We start from the raw sequence: 19,631 nt of genomic DNA on the forward strand, positions 1-19,631 counted from the left end.
TGGGTTGGGGGAAACGCTAGGCGGAAACGGCCTCGTCGCCCTGCTTCTCGGCAATGGCGTTGATGGCCACAGCCAGACCTCTGATGTTGCCGCTGAGGGCGCTGCACAGCATGGACAGCAGCTCCTGCTTGCCGGGCAGCTTCGCGATCTCGGAGATGCCGGCGGCGTCGAGCACCTTCCCGTCCAGATAGCCGGCCTTCAGCTCGAAAGATTCGATCTTGTCGGCGTACTTGGCCAGGATCTTGGCGGCGGCAATGGGGTCCTCGTTGGAGACGGCCAGAGCGGTCGAGCCCTCCAGCACGTTGCTTAAGTCCGCGAAGGCGGTCCCCTCCACAGCGAAGCGGAGCATGGTGTTCTTCACGACCTTGTAGTCGATCCCGGCCTCGCGCAGCTCTTTGCGCAGGGAGGTATCGTCGGCCACGCTGATGCCCTGGTAGCTCACCACCACACCGGCAACCGAGTTCTCGACCTTCTCTCTGAGCTGGGAGACATACTCCTTCTTCTTGTTCAAAGTCAGTTCACTTGGCAAATTCATTCACCTCCACACCTGGTTTCGGTCATTCGCGCAAGAAAAAACCCTTCCTCGCGCAGAGGAAGGGCAGAAAAATCAAACATTTCTCGCCTCATCCTCGGCAGGCGGGCCGAAGCCCTTACGCAGTTGCACCTGCTGTCTACGAATGACAACGTATATAGTTTAGCAAAGGACGGTCGGTTTGTCAACCAAAATTTTGGGCAATCGCCGCCGCGGCCGGTTTCCCCACCGCCCCGGAGCGGGCAGTCGGATATGCCGGGGTCGGCCCGCCCCGGTTGGGAGAGGGGAAACAGGGGAAAAGCCGGCAAAAGGCAGGGCCGGGATCGCCACTTTCCCAGCCGTCACTCCGCCGAAGCTCTCGGCAAACCGGCCCCGCCCCACCTCGCCAAAAATTGGCCCAACCGGCCCGATTTTTGCGCTCTCCGGCCCTGCGGAGTGGGAAAAAGGAGCCGCCCTCCCCGGCAGTTTCCCAAGAGGGGGCGACACTCTCAGCGCGGGCCTTCCGCGCGGCGACGGGGCGCAGCTGCCGGGCTCACACCCCCGCTTCCACAAAGTGTTCGGGGTACTGCTCCCAGTACCCCCGATAGACCCAGTCCTCCGGGCAGGTGAAATTGAGCTGGTAGAGGCGAAAGACCACCGGCAGGTCCTTGGGCTGCCACTGCTCCCGGTAGGAGTAGCGGTAGGCCATCCCCAGCCGCTGCATCACCCGGCCGCTGGCGGGGTTTTGCCGGTCGTGGGTGGCGGTGACAAAGGGGACGCCGTCCGCCCGCGCCCGCTCCAGCACCGCCCGGCCCGCCTCGGTGGCGTAGCCCCGCCCCCAAAAGGGGCGCAGCAGGGCGTATCCAAAGTCGTACGCCCCCTCCCCCTGCAGGTGGAGATAGCCGATGGGGCGGTCGTCCGCCCGCCGGCAGAGGGCGTAGCGGTAGCCGCCGGGCTGCCGGTAGGCGGCTTCGTATCGCGCCGCAAAGAGGGCGTCGGCCTCCTCCAGAGTGGAGATGGGGAACCAGGGCAGGAAGGTGTTGACCTCCCTGTCGCCGTAGATGTCCAGCAGCGCCTCCCGGTCCGCCGGCGTGAACCGGCGCAAAACCAGCCGCTGGGTGTACAGGGTGGGGCTGTTTTCCCCCTTCACCGGCCTCTCCTCCTCCCACAAATCAACACATTGGCTGTCCCCTGTCCGGCCAAGCGGCCGCAGGACAGGGGGGCGGCCCGTTTTTTTGGCGCGCCCCGTTCCCGCCCATGGCCCAAACCGGGCGCGCCCTGCCTTTCACAGCTTTGTACAGGCAACAAAAAAGCCGGGACAGACCCGGCTTTTTGGCTGATTTACTGCTGCTGCATGAACTTGTTGGGGTTGACTTTGACCCCGGGGCCCATGGTGGAGGCAATCACGCAGGAGCGGATGTAGACGCCCTTGGCGGCGGCCGGTTTGGCCTTGACGATGGCGTCCATCAGGGTCTGCACGTTGTCCTGCAGCTTCTCGGAGCCGAAGGAGACCTTGCCGGTGGGGCAGTGGATGATGTTCGACTTGTCCAGGCGGTACTCGATCTTACCGGCCTTGGCCTCGGTGACAGCCTTGGCCACGTCGGGGGTGACGGTGCCGGCCTTGGGGTTGGGCATCAGGCCACGGGGGCCCAGCACCTTGCCCAGACGGCCGACCACGCCCATCATGTCGGGGGTGGCGATGACCACGTCGAAGTCCATCCAGCCGCCCTGAATTTTGGGGATCAGCTCCTCGGCGCCCACGAAATCGGCCCCAGCTTCCTGGGCGGCCTTCTCGTTGTCGCCCTTGGCGAACACCAGGGTGCGGACGTTCTTGCCAGTGCCGTGGGGCAGCACGACGGCGCCGCGGACCTGCTGGTCGGCGTGGCGGGAGTCGACGCCCAGGCGGACGTGCAGCTCGACGGTCTCGTCAAACTTGGCCTTGGCGGTCTTGCAGACCATCTCGCAGGCCTCTGCCAGGTCGTAGAGCTTGTCGCTCTCGACGATCTTCTTGCTGTCTGTATAGTTTTTACCGTGTTTCACTTTCGTTCCTCCCTGTAATAGTGGTAATTAGCGGAAATTTCCTCCCACGGGTAGGGGTTTTGGCAGCGAAAAGGGACGCCGCCAAACAGGCCTTGCGCCTGAAAAGCCGCTGGCGGCTAGTCCTCTACAGTGATACCCATGCTTCTGGCAGTGCCGGCGATCATGCTCATGGCGCTCTCGACGCTGGAGGCGTTGAGATCGGGCATCTTCTGCTCGGCGATCTTCTGGATCTGCTCTTTGGTGATGGAGCCAACCTTTTTCTTGTTGGGCTCGCCGGAAGCCTTGTCCAGACCGATGGCTTTTTTGATCAGCACAGCGGCCGGAGGGGTTTTGGTAACGAAGCTGAAAGAGCGGTCGGCGTACACGGTGATGACGACGGGAATCAGCAGGCCGGCGTCGTTTTTGGTGCGCTCGTTGAACTCTTTGGTGAATGCCATGATGTTCACGCCGTGCTGGCCCAGGGCCGGACCGACCGGGGGAGCCGGGGTCGCCTTGCCGGCGGGAATCTGCAATTTGATGTAGCCTACTACCTTTTGTGCCATTGTTTGCACCTCCATAAATATTGTGGTAAGCGGAAAACGAGGGGGACCGGGGTCCCATTTCCTCCCACAGCCGAGTGGGTACGGCTGGCGCGAAGAGGTCGCGTCACTAGACCGGCTGTACCTTCGAGAGCTCCAGCTCGGCGGGGGTGTCCCGCCCGAACAGGGAGACTTTCACCTGTACCGTGCCGTTTTCCGGGTCGATCGCCTCGACGACGCCGGTAAAGCCCTCCAGGGGGCCCTCTTTGATGCTGACGCTGTCGCCCACGGCGTAGTCGACCTTGTACGAGCGCTTCTCAACGCCCAGCGCCTCTACCTCTTTGGGGGAGAGGGGGACCGGCTTGGAGCCGGGGCCGACAAAGCCGGTGACCCCCCGGATGTTGCGGACAACATACCAGGAGTCGTCGGTCATCTCCATTTTTACCAAGACATAACCGGGGAACATCTTGCGCTCGACTTCCTTCTGGGTGTCGTCCTTCTGTTCGACCACCAGTTCCGTCGGGACCCTCACTTCATGGATGAGGGACTGCAGATTTCTGTTTTCCACCAGTTTCTCCAGGTTCTGTGCCACCTTGTTCTCGTAGCCCGAGTAGGTGTGCACCACATACCATTTTGCAGAATCTGACATGAATCATCCCTCCACACGCCAAGTCATTCGCCCGGTCGGGCGGCATTCGGTCAAGCGTTTTTGAGAAGCAGGTTGACGAGGAAGCCCAAGATGGTGTCAAAGCCCCAGATGACCACACCCGCGATGAACACCATCAGCAAGACGACGGCGGTGCTCTTCACGATCTGCTTTCTGGACGGCCAGACGATCTTTTTCAGCTCGCTCCTGAAATCTCGAAAGTATTTGGCGATTCGCGAGGCGATGCGTTTGGGACTGAAGCGCCCCTTCTTCTTGGCGGGCTTGTCCGCAGTGGTTTTTGCCATTGGCTGACCCTACCTTTCGCCTCTACTTCGTCTCCTTATGGAGCGTGTGTTTCCGACAGAAACGGCAGTACTTGTTCATCTCCAGTCGGTCGGGGTTGTTCTTCTTGTTTTTCATCTTGTTGTAGTTGCGCTGCTTGCATTCCGTGCAAGCCAAAGTGACTTTCACTCTCATTTCGGCACCTCCTGATTGTATCGGATTTTTTGGCCTCCCTCAGCAGAGCCCATTTTGCCCCGCAAAAAATGCGCACAAAAAAAGAGCCCTTTTTTAGAGGTACAACTACTATAGCACATGCGCTCCCCCGCGTCAAGGCTTTGGCCCGCCTTTTTCGCCCGGTTTGCGTTGAATCGCCGCCGCTTTTGTGCTATGATGGGCGGGTAAATGAACCGGGGGCGCTTGTTTGCCGCGCCCCGCGCATATAGATGAAGGGGGAGCGCGCGCCCGGCGCGCCCCGGTGAGGAGGAAAACCGCTTATGTCGAGAATCAAACTGGCCGTCCTGTTCGGCGGCGTCTCCAGCGAGTACGAGGTGTCGCTGCAGTCGGCCTACAACGTGCTGCAAAACATCCCCCAGGAGCGCTACGAGGTGTTCCCGGTGGGCATCACCAAGTCGGGGCGCTGGCTCTACTTCCCCGGCAACTATGAGCTGGTGCGCGACGGCAGCTGGAAGACCCACCCCGACTGCGTGGGCTGCTCCATCAGCCCCGACCGCAGCCGCCGGGGCATCGTCAAGTACCTGCCCGACGGCACCACCTCCTGCGTCAAGATCGACGCGGCCTTCCCGGTGCTGCACGGCAAAAACGGCGAGGACGGCACCGTACAGGGGCTTTTGGATCTGGCGGGCATCCCCTACGTGGGCTGCGGTGTCCTCTCCTCGGCCTGCTGCATGGACAAGGTGGTCACCAAGGTGCTGCTGGAACAGGCGGGGATCCAGACGGCCCCCTTCCTCTGGTTTTCCAAAGGCGACATCGACCGGCTGGACGCCTACAAAAAAGAGATCGCCCAGGACCTGGGCTACCCCTGCTTTGTCAAGCCCGCCAACGCCGGCAGCTCGGTGGGCATCACCAAGGTCAAGTGCGAGGAGGAGCTGCGGGACGCGGTGCTGCTGGCCTTTACCCACGACGACAAGGTGCTGGTGGAAAAGGCCATGGTCGGCCAGGAGGTGGAGTGCGCCGTGCTGGGCAACCGCCAGCTGATCACCGGCATCCCCGGGGAGATCCTCTCCGAGAGCGAATTTTACGACTACGACGCCAAGTACGTCTCCCAAAGCCCCACCGTCGTCCCCGCCCGGCTCTCCCCCGCCCTGCTGGACCAGGTGCAGGAGACCGCCAAGCGGGCCTTTGCGGTGCTGGGCTGCGCCGGCCTCTCCCGCATCGACTTCTTTGTGGGCGAGTTCGGCATCTGCCTCAACGAGATCAACACCCTGCCGGGCTTCACCTCCATCAGCATGTACCCCAAGATGATGGAGGCCGCCGGCATCCCCTACGGGGAGCTGCTGGACCGGCTGGTGGACCTGGCCCTGGAGCGGGCGGCGGAGTGAGGCTGCCGGCCCATTGAAAAGGAGATGACTGACATGGACCCTCGCCCCATCGGCGTATTCGACTCCGGCCTGGGCGGGCTCTCGATCGTCAAACAGGTCAAGCGGCTGCTCCCCCGGGAGCAGATCGTCTACTTTGGCGACACCGCCCGGGTCCCCTACGGCAACCGCAGCCGCCAGACCCTGCTGCACTACGCGAGGCAGGACAGCCGCTTCCTGCTCTCCCACGGGGTGAAGATGCTGGTGGCCGCCTGCGGCACCATCAGCACCACGGTGGACGAGGGCTTCGCCCACTCCCTGCCGGTGCCCTACATGGGGGTGGTGGAGGTGACCGCCCGGATGGCGGCCGAGACCACCTGCAGCGGCCAGGTGGGGGTCATCGGCACCGCCGCCACCGTGCGCAGCGGCGCCTTTGAGCGGGCGGTGACGGGTCACCGGCCGGGGGTGCATGTCCACTCCCGCCCCTGTCCCCTCTTTGTCCCCCTGGTGGAAAACGGCTATGTGGAGCCGGGCAACCCGGTCACCACCCTGGTGGCGAAAGACTACCTCTCCTTTGTGCCGGAGGAGGGGATCGACACCCTGATCCTCGGCTGCACCCACTTCCCCCTGCTCAAATCGATCATCGGCCCGGTGGTGGGGGACGAGGTCAAGCTCATCGACCCCGGCATCTGCGTGGCCTACCACCTGCGGGACTTTCTCGAGAGAGAGGGGATGGAGAGCGGCCTCGCCTTTCCCGCTGAAGACCGCTACTACGTCAGCGACCGCACCGACGACTTTGAGGCGGTGGCCTCCCTCTTCATGGGGGACAGTTGGAGCGGCCAGGTCAAACAGGTGGACATCGACGCCTTTTAGCGGCGGCAGCGACCACTCGAGCAGAGCTCCTGCAAGGGGGGCGGGCAATACCCGCCCCCTTTTGTCTTTTGCCCCTATAGGGGAGCCCGAAAAAAGGCCCTCTGCCCCCGGGGGACAGCCTCTGCCATCCCCCCGCCCCCGCGGCGGTGGCGCAACATTTTCTCTTTTTTTGCAAAGGGCCTTTTTGGGCGCCGCGGGCCGCGCTTTCCCCCACAGCCCACCCCCGGCAACGCGCCACAGAGGCAGCCGGGCGCTTGGGGCCCCTTCTCTGGCCAACCGCGGACTGGCCAGAAGGTTCCTCCTTTTCGCCGGGTTCCCAAACGCCCTGCCGGAAACGGGCGCGCCCGGTGAGCTGCCCTCTTGCGGGCCCGCGCACGCTTTGGGGGGCACACTGTAGGGTTCCCGCCCCGCATCCCCCCTGCGAGTCCCCGCCCCGCCCGCCTCACCGAAGGCGGCGGGGCGGGCGCGCTTCTCCTCCGGGCCTTTGCACACCGGCGGGCAGAGGGCAGACCCGCGCGCCCGTTTGCAACACAGCCCTTTGGCCCTCCCTCACGCCAGCCGGCAGTGCCAAAACCGGTGGGTCCCTGTTCCCGACGGGTCCGGATACTCCCTATACCCCCTCTCCAAAACGCAAAAGGGAACAGGGGCTTGAAAAATCGGGCCGTCGAAGACAAAGGAGTGGTACTCCCCGTTCTCCCCGCAGATGTCCGCCCCCGGCGGCAGGTCGCGGAAAAACTCCTCGTCGATTGCCCTGCCCAAAAAGTCCTCGCCCAACACAGCGCCGTCGACGCAGGTCACGACCCCCTTGAAGCCGGAGGCGACAAACGCCCCCATCACCTGCTCCGCGCCCATCCCCCAGAGGGGGAAGGCCGCCTCCATCCCCGAGGCAGCGCAGTTTTTCTCCCTGTGCGCGCGCAGCTCCTCCAGGTAGAGGTCGCCAAACAGCGCCGCCTCTATGCCCATTTCTCTCAATTGGGCGACTTGCCGCCCCATGGCCGCCCGGTACTCCTCGACAGGCGATGCCGGGTCCCACTCCCACACGACCAGGGGGATGCCGATGGACGCGGCCTGTTTTTTCAGCAGGTCGACACCCGTCTCGTGCATAGCGAGGCGCGCATCCCCCTTTTTGACGGCCGAAAAGAGGAGGGAGACCTCGTATTCTCCAGACTGGAGCGCGCGGTACAGCGCCAAGGCGGAATCCTTTCCGCCGCTCCAATTGAAATAGGCTTTTTTCACCTGTGTCCCCCCATTCAAAACCGCGTGGGACCGCGTCCGCCCCGCACAAACGCCCTCTTTCCTCTACCATATCACATCGGCCCCCGCGCCTCAACACGGCGGGAGGAAATTGCCCGATGGGCCGGGGCCGGGCAGGCCGAGTCGCCCTTGTTTTTTGACAGACAATGCGGTAAAATGAATCAGTTACTGCAATCGACTGCCCGCGGGGCGGAAGGAGGGAACCGAACTGTGAAACGACCTGCTGTCATCACCATTCGGGCCACCCAGTCGGCCGGAGACGAGGAGGAGACCACCGAGCTGGTCACCGAGGGAAACTTTGGCTGGCAGGGGGAGCGCGCCTTTCTCACCTACCAGGAGACCGTCGCCACCGGTTTTGAGGGCGACACCACCACCCTGCGCATCGAGGGGGAGGAGAGGGCGACCCTCCTGCGCTTTGGCGACAGCCGCACCCGGCTGATCGTGGAGCCGGGCCGCCGCCACTACTGCCAGTACGACACCGGCAGCGGGGTCTTGGAGCTGGAGATCGTGGGCCGGGAGATCCAAAACCGCCTCACCGCCGAGGGGGGCGAGGTGGTGCTGATCTACCACATCGACTGCAACCACGCCCTGCTGGCGGTCAACCGGGTGCAGATCTCGGTGCGGCTGCGCGACCAGTCTTTTTTACCCCAATAGCGCCCTGGGGGACGCCGGTGTGATATAATGGCCACAGAGTGGCGATTACACCGGGAGTGGCCAGGCAGAGGCGCAAACGCCCTTTGCCCCCCGCCCCATGGCCAAATCCCGCCGCGCGCGGCGCTTGCGGTATAGCGGCCGCAGCCCCCCCTAAAAACAGTCAGTCTACCCGGCAAAGGGCTGCCGCCCGCCGGTCAAATTTCCCAACCAGAAGAGAGGACAAGCCTATGATCAACCCAATTTTACAAGCCAAAGGCCAGATCGCCCAAATCGTCGACCGGGCGGCGGCCGCCGCCATTGCCGCCGGGGACCTGCCCGACTGCCCCGCCGGGGAGTACGGCATCGAGATCCCCGCCGACCACAGCCACGGCGACTTTGCCTGCAACTTCGCCATGGCCGGGGCCCGCACCTACAAGATGGCCCCCCGCAAGATCGCCGACGCCATCGTAGCCCACGCCGCACTGGAGGGGACCGGTTTCTCCCGCATCGAGGTGGCCGGCCCCGGCTTCCTCAACTTTTTCTTGGACCAGAGCTGGTTCACCGGCGCGGTGGAAGCGGTGCTGGAAGAGGGGGAGCGCTACGGCACCACCGACCTGGGCCAGGGCAAAAAGGTGATGGTGGAGTTCGTCTCGGCCAACCCCACCGGCCCCATGCACCTGGGCAATGCCCGGGGCGGCGCCCTGGGCGACTGCCTGGCCAGCGTGCTGCGCTGGGCCGGGTACGACGTGACCCGGGAGTTTTACATCAACGACGCCGGCAACCAGATCGAAAAGTTCGGCAAGTCCCTCTCCGCCCGCTACCTGCAGATCGTGCTGGGCGATGACGCGGTGGTCTTCCCCGAGGACGGCTACCAGGGCGCCGACATCCGGGTGCTGGCCCAACAGTATATCGACGAGCACGGCACCGGCCTTGAAAAGGAGAGCGAGGAGCTGCGCAGCCAGACCCTCATCGACTACGCCCTGCCCAAAAACATCCAAAAGCTCAAGGAAGACCTGGCCAAGTACCGCATCCACTACGACGTGTGGTTCCACGAGAGCCAGCTCCACGAGGACGGCAGCGTCGGGCGGATTATCGAGCTGCTGCGCAGCCGCGGCCTCACCTACGAGAAGGACGGGGCCGTCTGGTACAAGGCCACCGCCTTTGGCGACGAGAAGGACGAGGTGCTGGTGCGCGCCAACGGCAACCCCACCTACTTTGCCGCCGACATCGCCTACCACTACAACAAGTTCGCCGTGCGGGGCTTTGACTGGGTCATCAACGTCTGGGGGGCCGACCACCACGGCCACGTGGCCCGCCTCAAGGGTGCGATGGATGCCGTGGGGCTGGACGGCAGCAAGTTGGACGTGGTGCTGATGCAGCTGGTGCGGCTGATGCGGGGCGGCGAGGTCGCCCGGATGAGCAAGCGCACCGGCAAGGCCATCACCCTGGCCGACCTGCTGGACGAGATCCCGGTGGACGCGGCCCGCTTCTTCTTTAACCAGCGGGAGCCCAACACCCACTGCGAGTTCGACCTGGAACTGGCGGTGAGCGAGTCCTCGCAGAACCCGGTCTACTACGTCCAGTACGCCCACGCCCGCATCTGCTCCATCCTCAAGTCCCTGGCAGCCGAGGGGATCTCCCCCCGCGCCTGCACCCGGGAGGAGCTGGACCTGCTGCAGACCGAGCAGGAGCGGGAACTGGTCCGCTTTATGGCCACCCTGCCCGACGTAGTCAACGCCAGCGTCAAGGCGCTGGACTCCTCCAAGATCACCAAGTACTGCGTCGAGCTGGCCACCCTCTTCCACAAGTTCTACAACGCCTGCCACGTCAAGGGCGAGGCGGAGGGGCTGCTGCAGGCCCGCCTGAACCTCTGCCTGGCCGTTCGCCAGGTGCTGCGCAACGTGCTGGAGATGCTGGGCATCTCGGCGCCGGAGTCGATGTAGCGCCTATTTCCCATATGCCCAAAGGGGGCACAGCCAAATGGCTGTGCCCCCTTTTTTGCCCTTCGCCGCGGGCGGCCCGCGCGCGGGAAGAGGACGGCGTCGGGCGATAGCGGAGGAAAGTCGCGGGCGCGCGGCGAAGGAAGCCGCCAGCGCCTGTGGCCTCCCACTGCCACCCGGCTGCCGGCGAAGAGGGCGAGAAGGTCTTGACAACCGTCTGGCACATCTGGCATCTCCACTGCACAAGGCGATGTTGTGCGGGGGCGAACGGCTGTCCTTCGGCCCTTTCTCTTTATCGCGCCCACGGCTTTGCAAAGTCCCCCTGGGTAAAATCCCACCCGCCAGCGCCGGCAGATACCCCTTTCCCCGTTGACAGGCGGCCCCGAGAGGGGTATACTGAAGGCAGAAATATACCTAGCAATACTAAATAGCAGTGCAAGGGAGGGGTGCGGTTGGACGCCAAGTACATCCAGCAGTTCAAAAAGGGGTCTTTGGAGATGGTGCTCCTCTGCCTGCTGGCCGAGGGGGAGAGTTACGGCTACGAGATCATCACCCATCTGGGGCAGCGGGGCGGCGACATCTTCGGCCCCGCCCGGGAGGGGACGGTCTACCCCATCCTCTACCGGTTGGAGGGCGGCGGCCTGATCCAGAGCCGCACCGCCCCCGCCGCGGCCAACGGGGGGACCAAGAAGTACTACTCCATCACCCCGGCGGGCAGGGCCCTGCTAGAGGAGCTCACCGCCTACTGGAGCCGCTATGTGTCCTGTGTCGACGGCTTCGTCGAAAGCGCGAAAAAAGGAGGCGCAGTCAAGTGAAAGAGCGTTACATCAAACAGGTGAAAAACCGGCTTTTGCTGTCGCGGGAGGCCGAGGCCAGCGTCCTCGCCGGCCTGCGCGAGAGCTTTGCCTCCGCCGCCGAGCACGGCGAGGGGGAGACGGAGACCATCGCCCGCCTGGGCCCTCCCCGCCAGTTTGCCGACGAGGTGATGGCCGACTTGGGGTGTGAGAGCTTTGCCGCCGGGCGGCGGCAGCGGGCGGTGCGGGCCGCGGTGTTGACGGTCCTCTTCGCCGCGGCGCTGCTGGTGCGCACCCTGGTGGGGCCCGGCCTGCACGAGCAGGGGGTGCACACCTACAACCTCCGCCCCTACCTGCTTTTTGTGGCGGCCCTCTCCCCCCTCTACTACGGGCTGGCGGGGGCGGTCATCCTCGCCCTCCCCTCGGTCTGGAGGGACCTGCGCATCCGCCGGGGCGAGGTGCGCAGAGGGATGGGTCTGCTCTGCGCGGCGCTCTTTCTGTTTCTCTGGGGGTTTTTGTGGGTCTATCTCCTGGGCGGGTTTCCCACCTATGCCTTTTCGCGGGCAGCCACCTTCCTCCTTCAGTACCCGGTCTGCTTTCTCCCCCTGGGGGCGGGGGTGTTCGCCGGTCTCAACCGGCGCTGACAGGCTTTTTCCCTCCAAAAGAGGGCCGTCCCGGCGGGGGCGGCCCTCAAATTTTGCGCTGCCCCTTGCCCGCCCCGCCAAATTGCGATAGAATGAACACGTATTGTCGAAAGCTGGGCGGCCGCCCGGCTTTCAGGACGTCGAGGAGGATAACACCGTGCAAAAGACACGCAAACCGTTTTTCTACGGCTGGGTGATCGTGGGGGCGGCCTTTGTGGTGATGGCGGTCTCCATGGGCATCGCCACCAACTGCTTCAGCCTGTTCATCAAGCCCATCTGCGCCCATTTCGGCTTTTCCCGCCAGTCGGTGGGGGCCATGCAGACCATCTCCAATGCGGCGATGATGGTCACCGCCCTGCTCAGCGGCAGGATCTTCTCCCGCTTCGCCGTCAAACAGGTGATGAAGGTCAGCTCCATCGCCCTGACTGTCAGCTTTTTCTGCTACTCCCTGGCCTCGTCCATCTGGGTCTTCTACCTGATTTCAGCGGTGCTGGGGCTGGCGCTGGGCACCGTGCACATGGTGCCCCTCTCCATCCTGCTGAGCAACTGGTTTCACGAGAAGCGGGGCTTTGCCCTGGGGCTGGCCTTTATGGGCAGCGGCGTGGGCGGCATGCTCTTCAACTCCCTGGCCGGGGTCCTCATCGAGGGGATGGGCTGGCGGGTCAGCTTTCAAATTTTGGCGGCCATCATGGGGATCACCCTCATCCCCATCGTCTTCTTCGTCATCCGCAACAGGCCGGAGGACATGGGCCTTCTCCCCCTGGGGGAGAAGGGGAAACAGGCCCCCACCGCCCAGATGGGCGAGGGCTTCACCTTCGGCCAGGTGGTCAAGACCCCCCGCTTCTGGGCCTTCTGCCTCTGCATCATCGTCAGTGAGCTGTGCATGTACGGGCTGATGATCAACATCGCCCCCCACGTCAGCGACGTGGGCTACTCCCTGCAGACCTCGGCCCTGATTTCGGCGGCCTGCATGGGCTCGCTGGCAGTGGGCAAACTGCTGCTGGGCACCCTCTACGACAAGTTGGGCATCCGCATCGCCACCCTCTCGGCCTACGCCGCCACGGTGGTGGGGCTCATCGGCTGCCTCTTTGCCCACGCCTCCCCTCTCTTTTTGGTGCTGGTGGTCCTCGGCGCCGGCCTGGGCTGCGCCTACGGCTCGGTGGCCTACCCCATCCTGACCCAAAGCCTTTACGGGCTGCGGGATTACAGCGCCATCTACGGCTTCCTCACCGCCTTTACCCGCTTTGGCGACATGCTGACCCCCCTGGTGATGGGCGCGGTCTTTGACAGCATGGGCAGCTACCGGCCCGCCTACGCCACCTTTGCCGTGACCGCCGTGGCCATGGCCGCCGTCTGCCAGCTGATCTTCCCCCGCCAAAAGAGATCCGCCCCCCGGGAAGAGGCCCTCGCGGCCGAGTAAAACAGAACGCAAAAACCCCCTCTCCCACTGTTCGGGAGAGGGGGTTTCTTCTTTGGGCGGCTGCCCCTATTTGCTGTTGACCAGGTTGATCCCCTCTTGGTAGGCGGTCTGATACTCCTTAAAGAGATCGTCGCCCTGGGAGATCTTCTCGGTGTAGGCCTTGCGCTCCTCGGCGGTCATCTCGTCGCTGATCGGGGTGGCGAGGGCCTCTTTGTAGAGGGCGATGCCCGCGTCCAGCTTGTCGGCCGCCTCCTGGAACTTCTCGGTGCAGTCCTCATAGCCCTTGGGGGCCTTGACCTCGAGGATCTTTTTGTACTCGGTCTGCAGCCGGTCCAGAATGTCCCCAATCTGGCCCGCGCCCTCTTCGGACTCGAAGTTTTTCAGGGCGGTGTTGAACTCGTCGACGATGGGGTTGCAGGCCTCGGTGACCTCGTTGAGCTTGGACACGTAGCTGTTCTTCCCACAGCCGGTGAGGGCGCCCAGGGCAACCAGCGCCGCCAGGGAGAGACAGGCGATCTTGCGGAAGATGGATTTCATACGATTGCACTCCTCTTAAACCGGCCGCGCCAACAGCACAGCTGCCTGCGCGGCCTTACTTGGTTTTAAGGATAGCACAAAAGGAGGTCAAAAAGCAACCAAAACCGCTATTTTCCACCGCTGTGCGCCCACCGATCGACAGGTTTTGCAGCCGGGCAGACGCTACTTCTTCTCGCCGAAGTGGTCGGGGTGGCGGCCCACCCCCAGCTCGCCGTCCAGGGAGAGGAGTTTTGCCATGTCCTCGGGGGCCAGGGCGAAGTCAAAGATGTCGGCGTTCTCCCGGATCCGCCCCTCGTGGGACGATTTGGGCAGGGGGACGATACCCTGCTGCATGCTCCAGCGCAGGCAGATCTGGGGCACTGTCTTCTGGTACTTCTCGGCCAGCGAGCGCAGCACCGGGTCATCAAAGGCGCGCCCCCGCACCAGGGGGGCCCAGGCCTCCACCTGAATGCCGTTTCGCTGACAGAAGTTCACTGCCTCCCGCTGGTGGCGCATGGGGTGGATCTCCAGCTGGTCCACCATCACCGGCACCTGCGCCGTGTCCATCAGCGACTGCAGGTGGTGAGGGAGGAAGTTGCTCACCCCCAGGGCCCGGATCTTGCCGGCCCGGTAGAGCTCCTCCATGGCCCGCCAGCTCTCCTGGTTGAGGGTCTGCCAGTCCCCCTCCCGCCCCTCGGGGATGGGCCAGTGGATCAAGTAGAGGTCGACGTAGTCCATCCCCAGCTGCTCCAGGGTGCGCGCAAAGGCCGCCAGGGTGGACTCGTAGCCCTGGTCGTCGTTCCACAGTTTGCTGGTGACAAACAGCTCCTCCCGGGGCAGGCCGCAGTCCCGAATGGCCCGGCCCACCGCCGCCTCGTTGCCGTAGAGGGAGGCGGTGTCGATGTGGCGGTAGCCGATGTCGATGGCCGCCCGCACCGCCCGGTAGGTCTCCTCCTCGTGGGTCTTGTAGGTGCCATAGCCCACACAGGGCATTTTGACGCCGTTTTTCAAAATATAGCAGTCTTGTAGGTCCTTCATTCCAAACCTCCCGGCTCTCGTGTTTCCCGTACAGGCCATAGGCCGTCTTTAGTATACCATCGGCGCGCCGGAGCAAAAGGGAAGATTTTGTGAACTTTTTCCATTTCCCCTTCAAAAAAGCGACCGCGCCATTGTCTTTTTGTCCGCCGGGTGGTATCCTTTCCCTACCACGGCAAAATGCCGCCAGAAAGGCGGCCCAAAAAGGAGGAAGCGCGTGTGAGCGAGTGGCAGGACATCCCCGGCGCCGGGCGCTGGGACGAGGTGACCCCCATCCTCGCCGGCTGGTCGGCCGAGCGAAAGTACCGGGTGCGCACCCGGGCGGGAGAGGACTTTCTCCTGCGAATCACCGATGCACAGCAGCGCCCCCAAAAAGAGGTGGAGTACCGGCGCATCCGCCGCTTTGGCGAGCTGCCCTTCCCCCTCTCCCGCGCGGTGGAGATGGGCGAGTGCCAGGGCGGCAGGTCCCTCTACATGCTGCTGGAATGGGTCGAGGGCGAGTCGCTGGAGACCGCCCTCCCCCGCCTTGCGCCGGATGAGCAGTACCGGCTGGGACGGGAGGCCGGCCAGTTCCTGCGGGCGCTGCACAGCCTCCCCCTCTCGCCGGGGGAGGGGGCGGAGGACCTGACTGACCGGCGGCTGGACAAGCTGGCCCGGTACGAGCAGGGCGGCGCGCGGGTCGAGGGGGACCAGGCCGCCCTCGACCTGGTCAAAACCCAGCTGCCCCTGCTGGCAGCCCGACCGGCCGTCTACCTGCACGGCGACTTTCACCTGGGCAACCTGATTTTCACCCCACAGGGGCGGGTGGGGGTCATCGACTTCAACCGCCAGCGCGTCGGCGACGGGTGGGAGGAGTTTCGCATGGTCCAGGCCTTTGACGTCCCCGTCAGCATCCCCTTCTCGGTGGGGCAGGTGCAGGGCTACTGGCAGGGGGAGCCACCGGAGCCCTTTTGGCAGGTCCTGGCGGCCTACGTGGCCTACAACTCCCTCGGCGCCGTCAACTGGGCCGAGGCCTTTGGCCCCGCCAAGGTGGCGGATATGCAGGCGCGCTGCCGCAGCGCCCTGGCCGACTACGACGGCTTTGCCCAGCTGATCCCCCACTGGTACCGGGGGTGGAAGGGGCTCTCTGCCTAGAGAGCGGCGGCCTCCGCCCCTCTCTTTCTCCCTGGGCTCTGCCCGGTTTTGACTCTCGCCAGCGCGGGGCGGGGATCGCACCCCCAGCAGAGGGGGGACACCCGGTCATCCCTCCCCGCGAAATACCGGTGGAGAGGGCGGGATCGGGCCGCTCTTCTGCGGCAAGCGCCTCGCGCAAAGTCGGGCGGCCGGCCCGCAGGCGGAGCGCCGCCCACCCCCTCCTTTTTGCAATGACAGTCAAAAGGAGAGGGGCGACCGAATCACCGGTCGCCCCTCTCTCTACTTTTCTGCACCGCTCCCGTGGTCGGCGGCAAACTGGGCCACATGGCGCTCCAACAGAGCCAGGCAGTCCGCCTCGTCCCCCGGCCCGGCGCAGCGGGAGAGCAGCAGGAAGATGGGCCCGTAAAACTGCAGGGCCATGGCCTTTGCATCCCCCTCGCGAAAATACCCCTGGGCGATCATCCGGGAAAAGAGTTCGCTCTGAAAGGCGATCGGCCCGTCCAAAAAGAACTCCCGGTAGGTCTCCATCACCTCGGGCGAGGCGTACTGCTCGATGGTGAGCATCTTGCGAAACTGGGCGGCGTAGGGGTCGCGGGTGCTGTGCAGGAACATCTTCCGGCAGAGGTCCGCCAGCTGCTCCAGCCCGATCTCGCCGTAGGCCGCGGCGAGGTCCCCCTCCCCCGCCTGGGGGACCCGCAGGGCCCGCTCGGCGGCGGCATACCGGCCCCGCATCTCCTCCACAATGGCGTCAAAGATGGCGCGCTTGCCCGGAAAGTGCTTGTAGAGCGAACTCTCGCGGATGCCCACGGCGGCGGCGATGTCCCGCACGCTGACCCCGGCGTACCCCCGCTGGGAAAAGAGGCCCAGCGCTCTCTCCAAAATGATCTCCTTGGTATTTCGCCTGGGCATACGATCCCTCTTTTCCGTCAGAATTTCCAGCCCGTGCTCCCCGACAGCCAGAACCAGACGCGGGAGAGCTCCACAAAGGCAATTTTCACCAGCATACACCCGGTGGCCGCGAAAAACAACCCCCGCCGCCCCGACTGGCTGCCCACAAGGGGGGTAACGATCGCGCAGAGGACCGCCGCTGCCGCCAGCGCCCCGCCGACGATGGCCTGGGGACCCGCGGCGGCAAAGAGGCCGGGGGCACAGCTGCCGTCGATGGCGTGCTGCACCGAGAGGTGGTAGCCGTCCCGCACGGCGGCCTGCACACAGAGCACCAGCCCCCAGGCCAACACCAACAGGGTCCTGCGGCCCCAGTGCTGGATCTCCGCCCGCCGCCAGAAGGCGAGGGCCGCATAGGCCACAAACCCCGCCAGCAGCAGGGTGGTCAGGGTCGACTTTCCAAAATAGAGTTTCATAAAACCTCCTCGGCGACAGGCCACCATTGAGCTAACATTCGTTCGCCATTATGTTAGCTAACAATCGTTCTCTTGTCAAGCGGTTTTTCTATTTTGGGTGCAGACCCGCAGGTGTTCCCTCCCGCCACCCCTGCGAGCCCAGATGCGTCGGCAGTTCGGGGGGCGAGAAACACCTGTCCTTTTGCGTGGAGAAGGTGGGCTTGCCGCCGATTCTCCCCCTTGCGCAGATGGAGAAAGGCTGCTCCCGCCTCCATCTTAGCCCGCTGACCCGACAGCTTGTGGACAAAGTGAGCTGCCCTTCCCCTTCGCGACGACCCACTCGAAAAAAGGAGGGGGAGACGAGATGAAAAGCAGCCTCGCCGAGAGGCCCTCCAAATGCCCCCTCCCGGCAAAGCCAATGGGCGTCGTCTGTTGAGCCCTGGCAGGCAGCTCTGAGCCGCCCCGGCCTTCGCCGCGCAGAAAAAGACATCCCCCTTACCCCCCACCTACAGAAAAATCCCTCCAACTTCCGCCGCGAAGAAGACGTCTCCCCCCTCCCGCTCAAAAAAGCCTGCAGGCTTACGCGGCTCGCGGGGATTTTTTGACCTGTTATCCCTCTTCTTCACCCTGTGACAATCCTGTCCGGGGGAAAAGGGCGGCCGCCAGCGCGGCCAGCTGTTCCATGGAAGGGGTTTTCCGCCCGGGCGGTGGGGGGGCTCACACCGGCAAAGGCGGCGGAAACCACTTCTTTTGCCTCGGCTCACAGCCCCGAACCCTTCCTGTCCCCTTCTCCTCCCCTACACAAAAAAATCCCCACAGGCCTGGCAGCCCGCGGGGACTTTTTCTTCTGTTACCTCTCTTTTTCATCCGGCGACAATCCCGTCCGGGGAAAAGGACGGCCGCCGACACAGCCAGCTGGTCCATGGAGGGGTTTTCCGCCCGGGCGGTGGGGGGTCTCACACCGGCAAAGCTGGCGGAAACCACTTCTTTTGTCTCGGCTCACAGCCCCGAACCCTTCCCGTCCCCTTCTCCTCCCCTACACAAAAAAATCCCCACAGGCCTGGCAGCCCGCGGGAACTTTTTCTTCTGTTACCTCTCTTTTTCATCCGGCGACGATCCCGTCTGGGGAAAAGGGCGGCCGCCAGTGCGGCCAGCTGGTCCATGGAAGAGTTTCTCGCCCGGGCGGTGGGGGTGATTCTCACACCGGCAAAGGCGGCGGCCGCAGGCGCCTTTTTGCTCGGCAAACAGACCACAGTCCCGAACTCCTCCGATCTCCACCACACAGAAAGAGGTGTCCCCCCTTCCCGCTTATAAACCATTCTCGCGGGCCTATATGTGGCCCGCGAGAATGGTTTCTGTCATCTCTCTTTTTCACCCTGCGGCGATCTTGTCTGGGGGAAGAGGGCGGCCGCCAGTGCGGCCAGCTGGTCTATGAAGAGGTTTTCCGCCCGAGCGGTTGGGCAAATCCCCGCACCGGCAAAGGCGGTGGCCGCAGGCGCCTTTTTGCTCGGCAAACAGACCACAGTCCTGAACTCCCCCGATCTCCACCGCACAGAAAGAGGTGTCCCCCTTTCCCGCTTATAAAACATTCTCGCGGGCCTACATGTGGCCCGCGAGAACGGTTTCTGTCATCTCTCTTTTTCACCCTGCGGCGATCCCGTCTGGGGGAAGAGGACGGCCGCTAGTGCGGCCAGCTGTTCCATGGAGAGGTTTTCCGCCCGGGCGGTGGGGGCGATCCCCGCACCGGCAAAGGCGGCGGACACCGTCTCCTTGGGCAGCCCCAGGTTCATGGAGAGGCTGTTGACGGCGGTCTTGCGGCGGCCGGCAAAGGCGGCCTTCACCACCCGGAAAAAGGCCCGCTCGCTCTCCACCTCCACCGGGGGGCGCTCCCGCACCGCCAGCTGGATCACCGCCGAGTCCACCTTGGGGGCGGGGAGAAAACTCCCCGCCGAGACCCCAAAGACCACCCGCGGCTCGCTGAAATAGCGCACCGCCACCGTCACTGCGCCGCACTCCCGGCTGCCCAGGGGGGCGCAGAGGCGGGCGGCCGCCTCCTTCTGCACCATCACGGTGATGGACCTCAGGGGCAGCCGCTCCTCCAGCAGGCGCATGATGACCTGGGAGGTGATGTAGTAGGGCAGGTTGGCGCAGAGGCAGACCTCCATCCCGGCAAACTCCCGATCGATGAGCCCTTTCAGGTCGATCTTCAGGATGTCGCCGTGCACCACCGTCACATTCTCCCGCTCGCCCAGGGTCTCCTCCAACACCGGCAGCAGCCGGGCGTCCAGTTCGATGGCCACCACCTTGCGCGCCCGCTTGGAGAGCTCGGCGGTCAGCACCCCGATGCCAGGGCCCACCTCGATCACCCCGCTGTCGGGGGTGACGCCGGAGACCTCCGCCATCCGGGGGCAGACAGTGGGGTTGATGAGGAAGTTCTGGCCCAGGGCCTTGGAGAAGGTGAAGCCGTGCCGGGAGAGGATGTCCTTGATGGAGCCGATCTTCCAGAGCTGCGGCAT

At 64.3% G+C, this 19,631-nt stretch carries 21 protein-coding genes and 1 other annotated feature; of the genes, 8 read left to right on the forward strand and 13 right to left on the reverse strand.

Translation table 11 applies throughout. The features are described 5' to 3' along the window. Window positions 1-16: 16 nt before the first annotated feature. From rplJ to rpmG, 7 genes are all read right to left on the reverse strand, one after another. Entirely contained in the window at window positions 17-535 is a 519-nt protein-coding gene (gene rplJ, locus KQI11_RS09290; protein ID WP_353653961.1) for a 50S ribosomal protein L10, read from the reverse strand. 25 nt (window positions 536-560) lie between these two features. Beyond that, window positions 561-695 (reverse strand) — a sequence feature (ribosomal protein L10 leader region). A 369-nt stretch (window positions 696-1,064) separates the two neighbouring features. Continuing rightward, window positions 1,065-1,661 carry a GNAT family N-acetyltransferase gene (locus tag KQI11_RS09295; protein ID WP_216401918.1) on the reverse strand — a complete coding sequence of 199 codons (597 nt, stop codon included), beginning with the start codon at window positions 1,659-1,661 and terminating at the stop codon, window positions 1,065-1,067. Window positions 1,662-1,852: 191 nt separating this feature from the next. Continuing rightward, window positions 1,853-2,551, reverse strand: a complete 699-nt coding sequence (gene rplA, locus KQI11_RS09300) for a 50S ribosomal protein L1 (protein ID WP_185916318.1) — start codon at window positions 2,549-2,551, stop codon at window positions 1,853-1,855. A 116-nt stretch (window positions 2,552-2,667) separates the two neighbouring features. Then, window positions 2,668-3,093, reverse strand: a complete 426-nt coding sequence (rplK, locus tag KQI11_RS09305; protein ID WP_185916319.1) for a 50S ribosomal protein L11 — start codon at window positions 3,091-3,093, stop codon at window positions 2,668-2,670. 106 nt (window positions 3,094-3,199) lie between these two features. Beyond that, complete coding sequence (gene nusG, locus KQI11_RS09310) at window positions 3,200-3,718, reverse strand: transcription termination/antitermination protein NusG (RefSeq protein ID WP_021660393.1); 519 nt, start codon at window positions 3,716-3,718, stop codon at window positions 3,200-3,202. 50 nt (window positions 3,719-3,768) lie between these two features. Continuing rightward, window positions 3,769-4,020 (reverse strand): preprotein translocase subunit SecE, encoded by a 252-nt coding sequence (secE, locus tag KQI11_RS09315; RefSeq protein WP_021660392.1) that lies wholly within the window; start codon window positions 4,018-4,020, stop codon window positions 3,769-3,771. A gap of 22 nt (window positions 4,021-4,042) precedes the next feature. Further along, entirely contained in the window at window positions 4,043-4,192 is a 150-nt protein-coding gene (rpmG, locus tag KQI11_RS09320; RefSeq protein ID WP_021660391.1) for a 50S ribosomal protein L33, read from the reverse strand. Between the two features lie 299 nt (window positions 4,193-4,491). On the opposite strand from rpmG, the gene KQI11_RS09325 reads away from it, so the two are divergent. After that, window positions 4,492-5,556: a D-alanine--D-alanine ligase family protein gene (locus KQI11_RS09325; RefSeq protein ID WP_216401919.1), complete on the forward strand. Its 1,065-nt coding sequence runs from the start codon at window positions 4,492-4,494 to the stop codon at window positions 5,554-5,556. Between the two features lie 33 nt (window positions 5,557-5,589). Then, the gene (gene murI, locus KQI11_RS09330; protein ID WP_216401920.1) at window positions 5,590-6,405 is read left to right on the forward strand and encodes a glutamate racemase; all 816 of its coding nucleotides are present in this window, start codon (window positions 5,590-5,592) and stop codon (window positions 6,403-6,405) included. 549 nt (window positions 6,406-6,954) lie between these two features. Here the strand turns inward: murI and KQI11_RS09335 are convergent. Continuing rightward, window positions 6,955-7,641 carry a Dph6-related ATP pyrophosphatase gene (locus tag KQI11_RS09335; RefSeq protein ID WP_353653962.1) on the reverse strand — a complete coding sequence of 229 codons (687 nt, stop codon included), beginning with the start codon at window positions 7,639-7,641 and terminating at the stop codon, window positions 6,955-6,957. A gap of 228 nt (window positions 7,642-7,869) precedes the next feature. Between KQI11_RS09335 and KQI11_RS09340 the strand changes: the two genes are divergently transcribed. The 5 genes from KQI11_RS09340 to KQI11_RS09360 all read left to right on the forward strand — a co-directional run bounded on the left by KQI11_RS09340 (window position 7,870) and on the right by KQI11_RS09360 (window position 13,090). Then, entirely contained in the window at window positions 7,870-8,313 is a 444-nt protein-coding gene (locus KQI11_RS09340; protein WP_216401922.1) for a YwiB family protein, read from the forward strand. A 227-nt stretch (window positions 8,314-8,540) separates the two neighbouring features. After that, complete coding sequence (argS, locus tag KQI11_RS09345) at window positions 8,541-10,235, forward strand: arginine--tRNA ligase (protein WP_216401923.1); 1,695 nt, start codon at window positions 8,541-8,543, stop codon at window positions 10,233-10,235. A gap of 449 nt (window positions 10,236-10,684) precedes the next feature. Then, a complete protein-coding gene (locus KQI11_RS09350) occupies window positions 10,685-11,047 on the forward strand; it encodes a PadR family transcriptional regulator (protein ID WP_216401924.1) in 363 nt (120 codons plus the stop codon). Continuing rightward, window positions 11,044-11,670 carry an HAAS signaling domain-containing protein gene (locus tag KQI11_RS09355; RefSeq protein WP_216401925.1) on the forward strand — a complete coding sequence of 209 codons (627 nt, stop codon included), beginning with the start codon at window positions 11,044-11,046 and terminating at the stop codon, window positions 11,668-11,670. The genes KQI11_RS09350 and KQI11_RS09355 overlap by 4 nt, the downstream gene beginning before the upstream one ends. 157 nt (window positions 11,671-11,827) lie before the next feature. Next, window positions 11,828-13,090: an MFS transporter gene (locus tag KQI11_RS09360; RefSeq protein WP_216401926.1), complete on the forward strand. Its 1,263-nt coding sequence runs from the start codon at window positions 11,828-11,830 to the stop codon at window positions 13,088-13,090. Between the two features lie 66 nt (window positions 13,091-13,156). Here KQI11_RS09360 and KQI11_RS09365 read toward each other — a convergent pair whose 3' ends face one another. After that, a complete protein-coding gene (locus KQI11_RS09365; protein ID WP_059003661.1) occupies window positions 13,157-13,627 on the reverse strand; it encodes a hypothetical protein in 471 nt (156 codons plus the stop codon). Window positions 13,628-13,789: 162 nt separating this feature from the next. Next, a complete protein-coding gene (locus KQI11_RS09370; RefSeq protein WP_185916330.1) occupies window positions 13,790-14,644 on the reverse strand; it encodes an aldo/keto reductase in 855 nt (284 codons plus the stop codon). Between the two features lie 216 nt (window positions 14,645-14,860). On the opposite strand from KQI11_RS09370, the gene KQI11_RS09375 reads away from it, so the two are divergent. After that, complete coding sequence (locus KQI11_RS09375) at window positions 14,861-15,775, forward strand: phosphotransferase family protein (protein WP_216401927.1); 915 nt, start codon at window positions 14,861-14,863, stop codon at window positions 15,773-15,775. Between the two features lie 279 nt (window positions 15,776-16,054). Here KQI11_RS09375 and KQI11_RS09380 read toward each other — a convergent pair whose 3' ends face one another. The 3 genes from KQI11_RS09380 to rsmA form a co-directional block, all read right to left on the reverse strand. Continuing rightward, window positions 16,055-16,684 (reverse strand): TetR/AcrR family transcriptional regulator, encoded by a 630-nt coding sequence (locus tag KQI11_RS09380; protein ID WP_216401928.1) that lies wholly within the window; start codon window positions 16,682-16,684, stop codon window positions 16,055-16,057. 17 nt (window positions 16,685-16,701) lie between these two features. Next, complete coding sequence (locus tag KQI11_RS09385; RefSeq protein ID WP_216401929.1) at window positions 16,702-17,136, reverse strand: hypothetical protein; 435 nt, start codon at window positions 17,134-17,136, stop codon at window positions 16,702-16,704. A gap of 1,607 nt (window positions 17,137-18,743) precedes the next feature. Beyond that, window positions 18,744-19,631, reverse strand: a complete 888-nt coding sequence (gene rsmA / locus KQI11_RS09390; RefSeq protein WP_216401930.1) for a 16S rRNA (adenine(1518)-N(6)/adenine(1519)-N(6))-dimethyltransferase RsmA — start codon at window positions 19,629-19,631, stop codon at window positions 18,744-18,746.

Origin of the sequence: Acetanaerobacterium sp. MSJ-12 (assembly GCF_018917875.1) — a bacterium.
In the GTDB taxonomy this organism is placed as follows: domain Bacteria; phylum Bacillota; class Clostridia; order Oscillospirales; family Ruminococcaceae; genus Bittarella; species Bittarella massiliensis.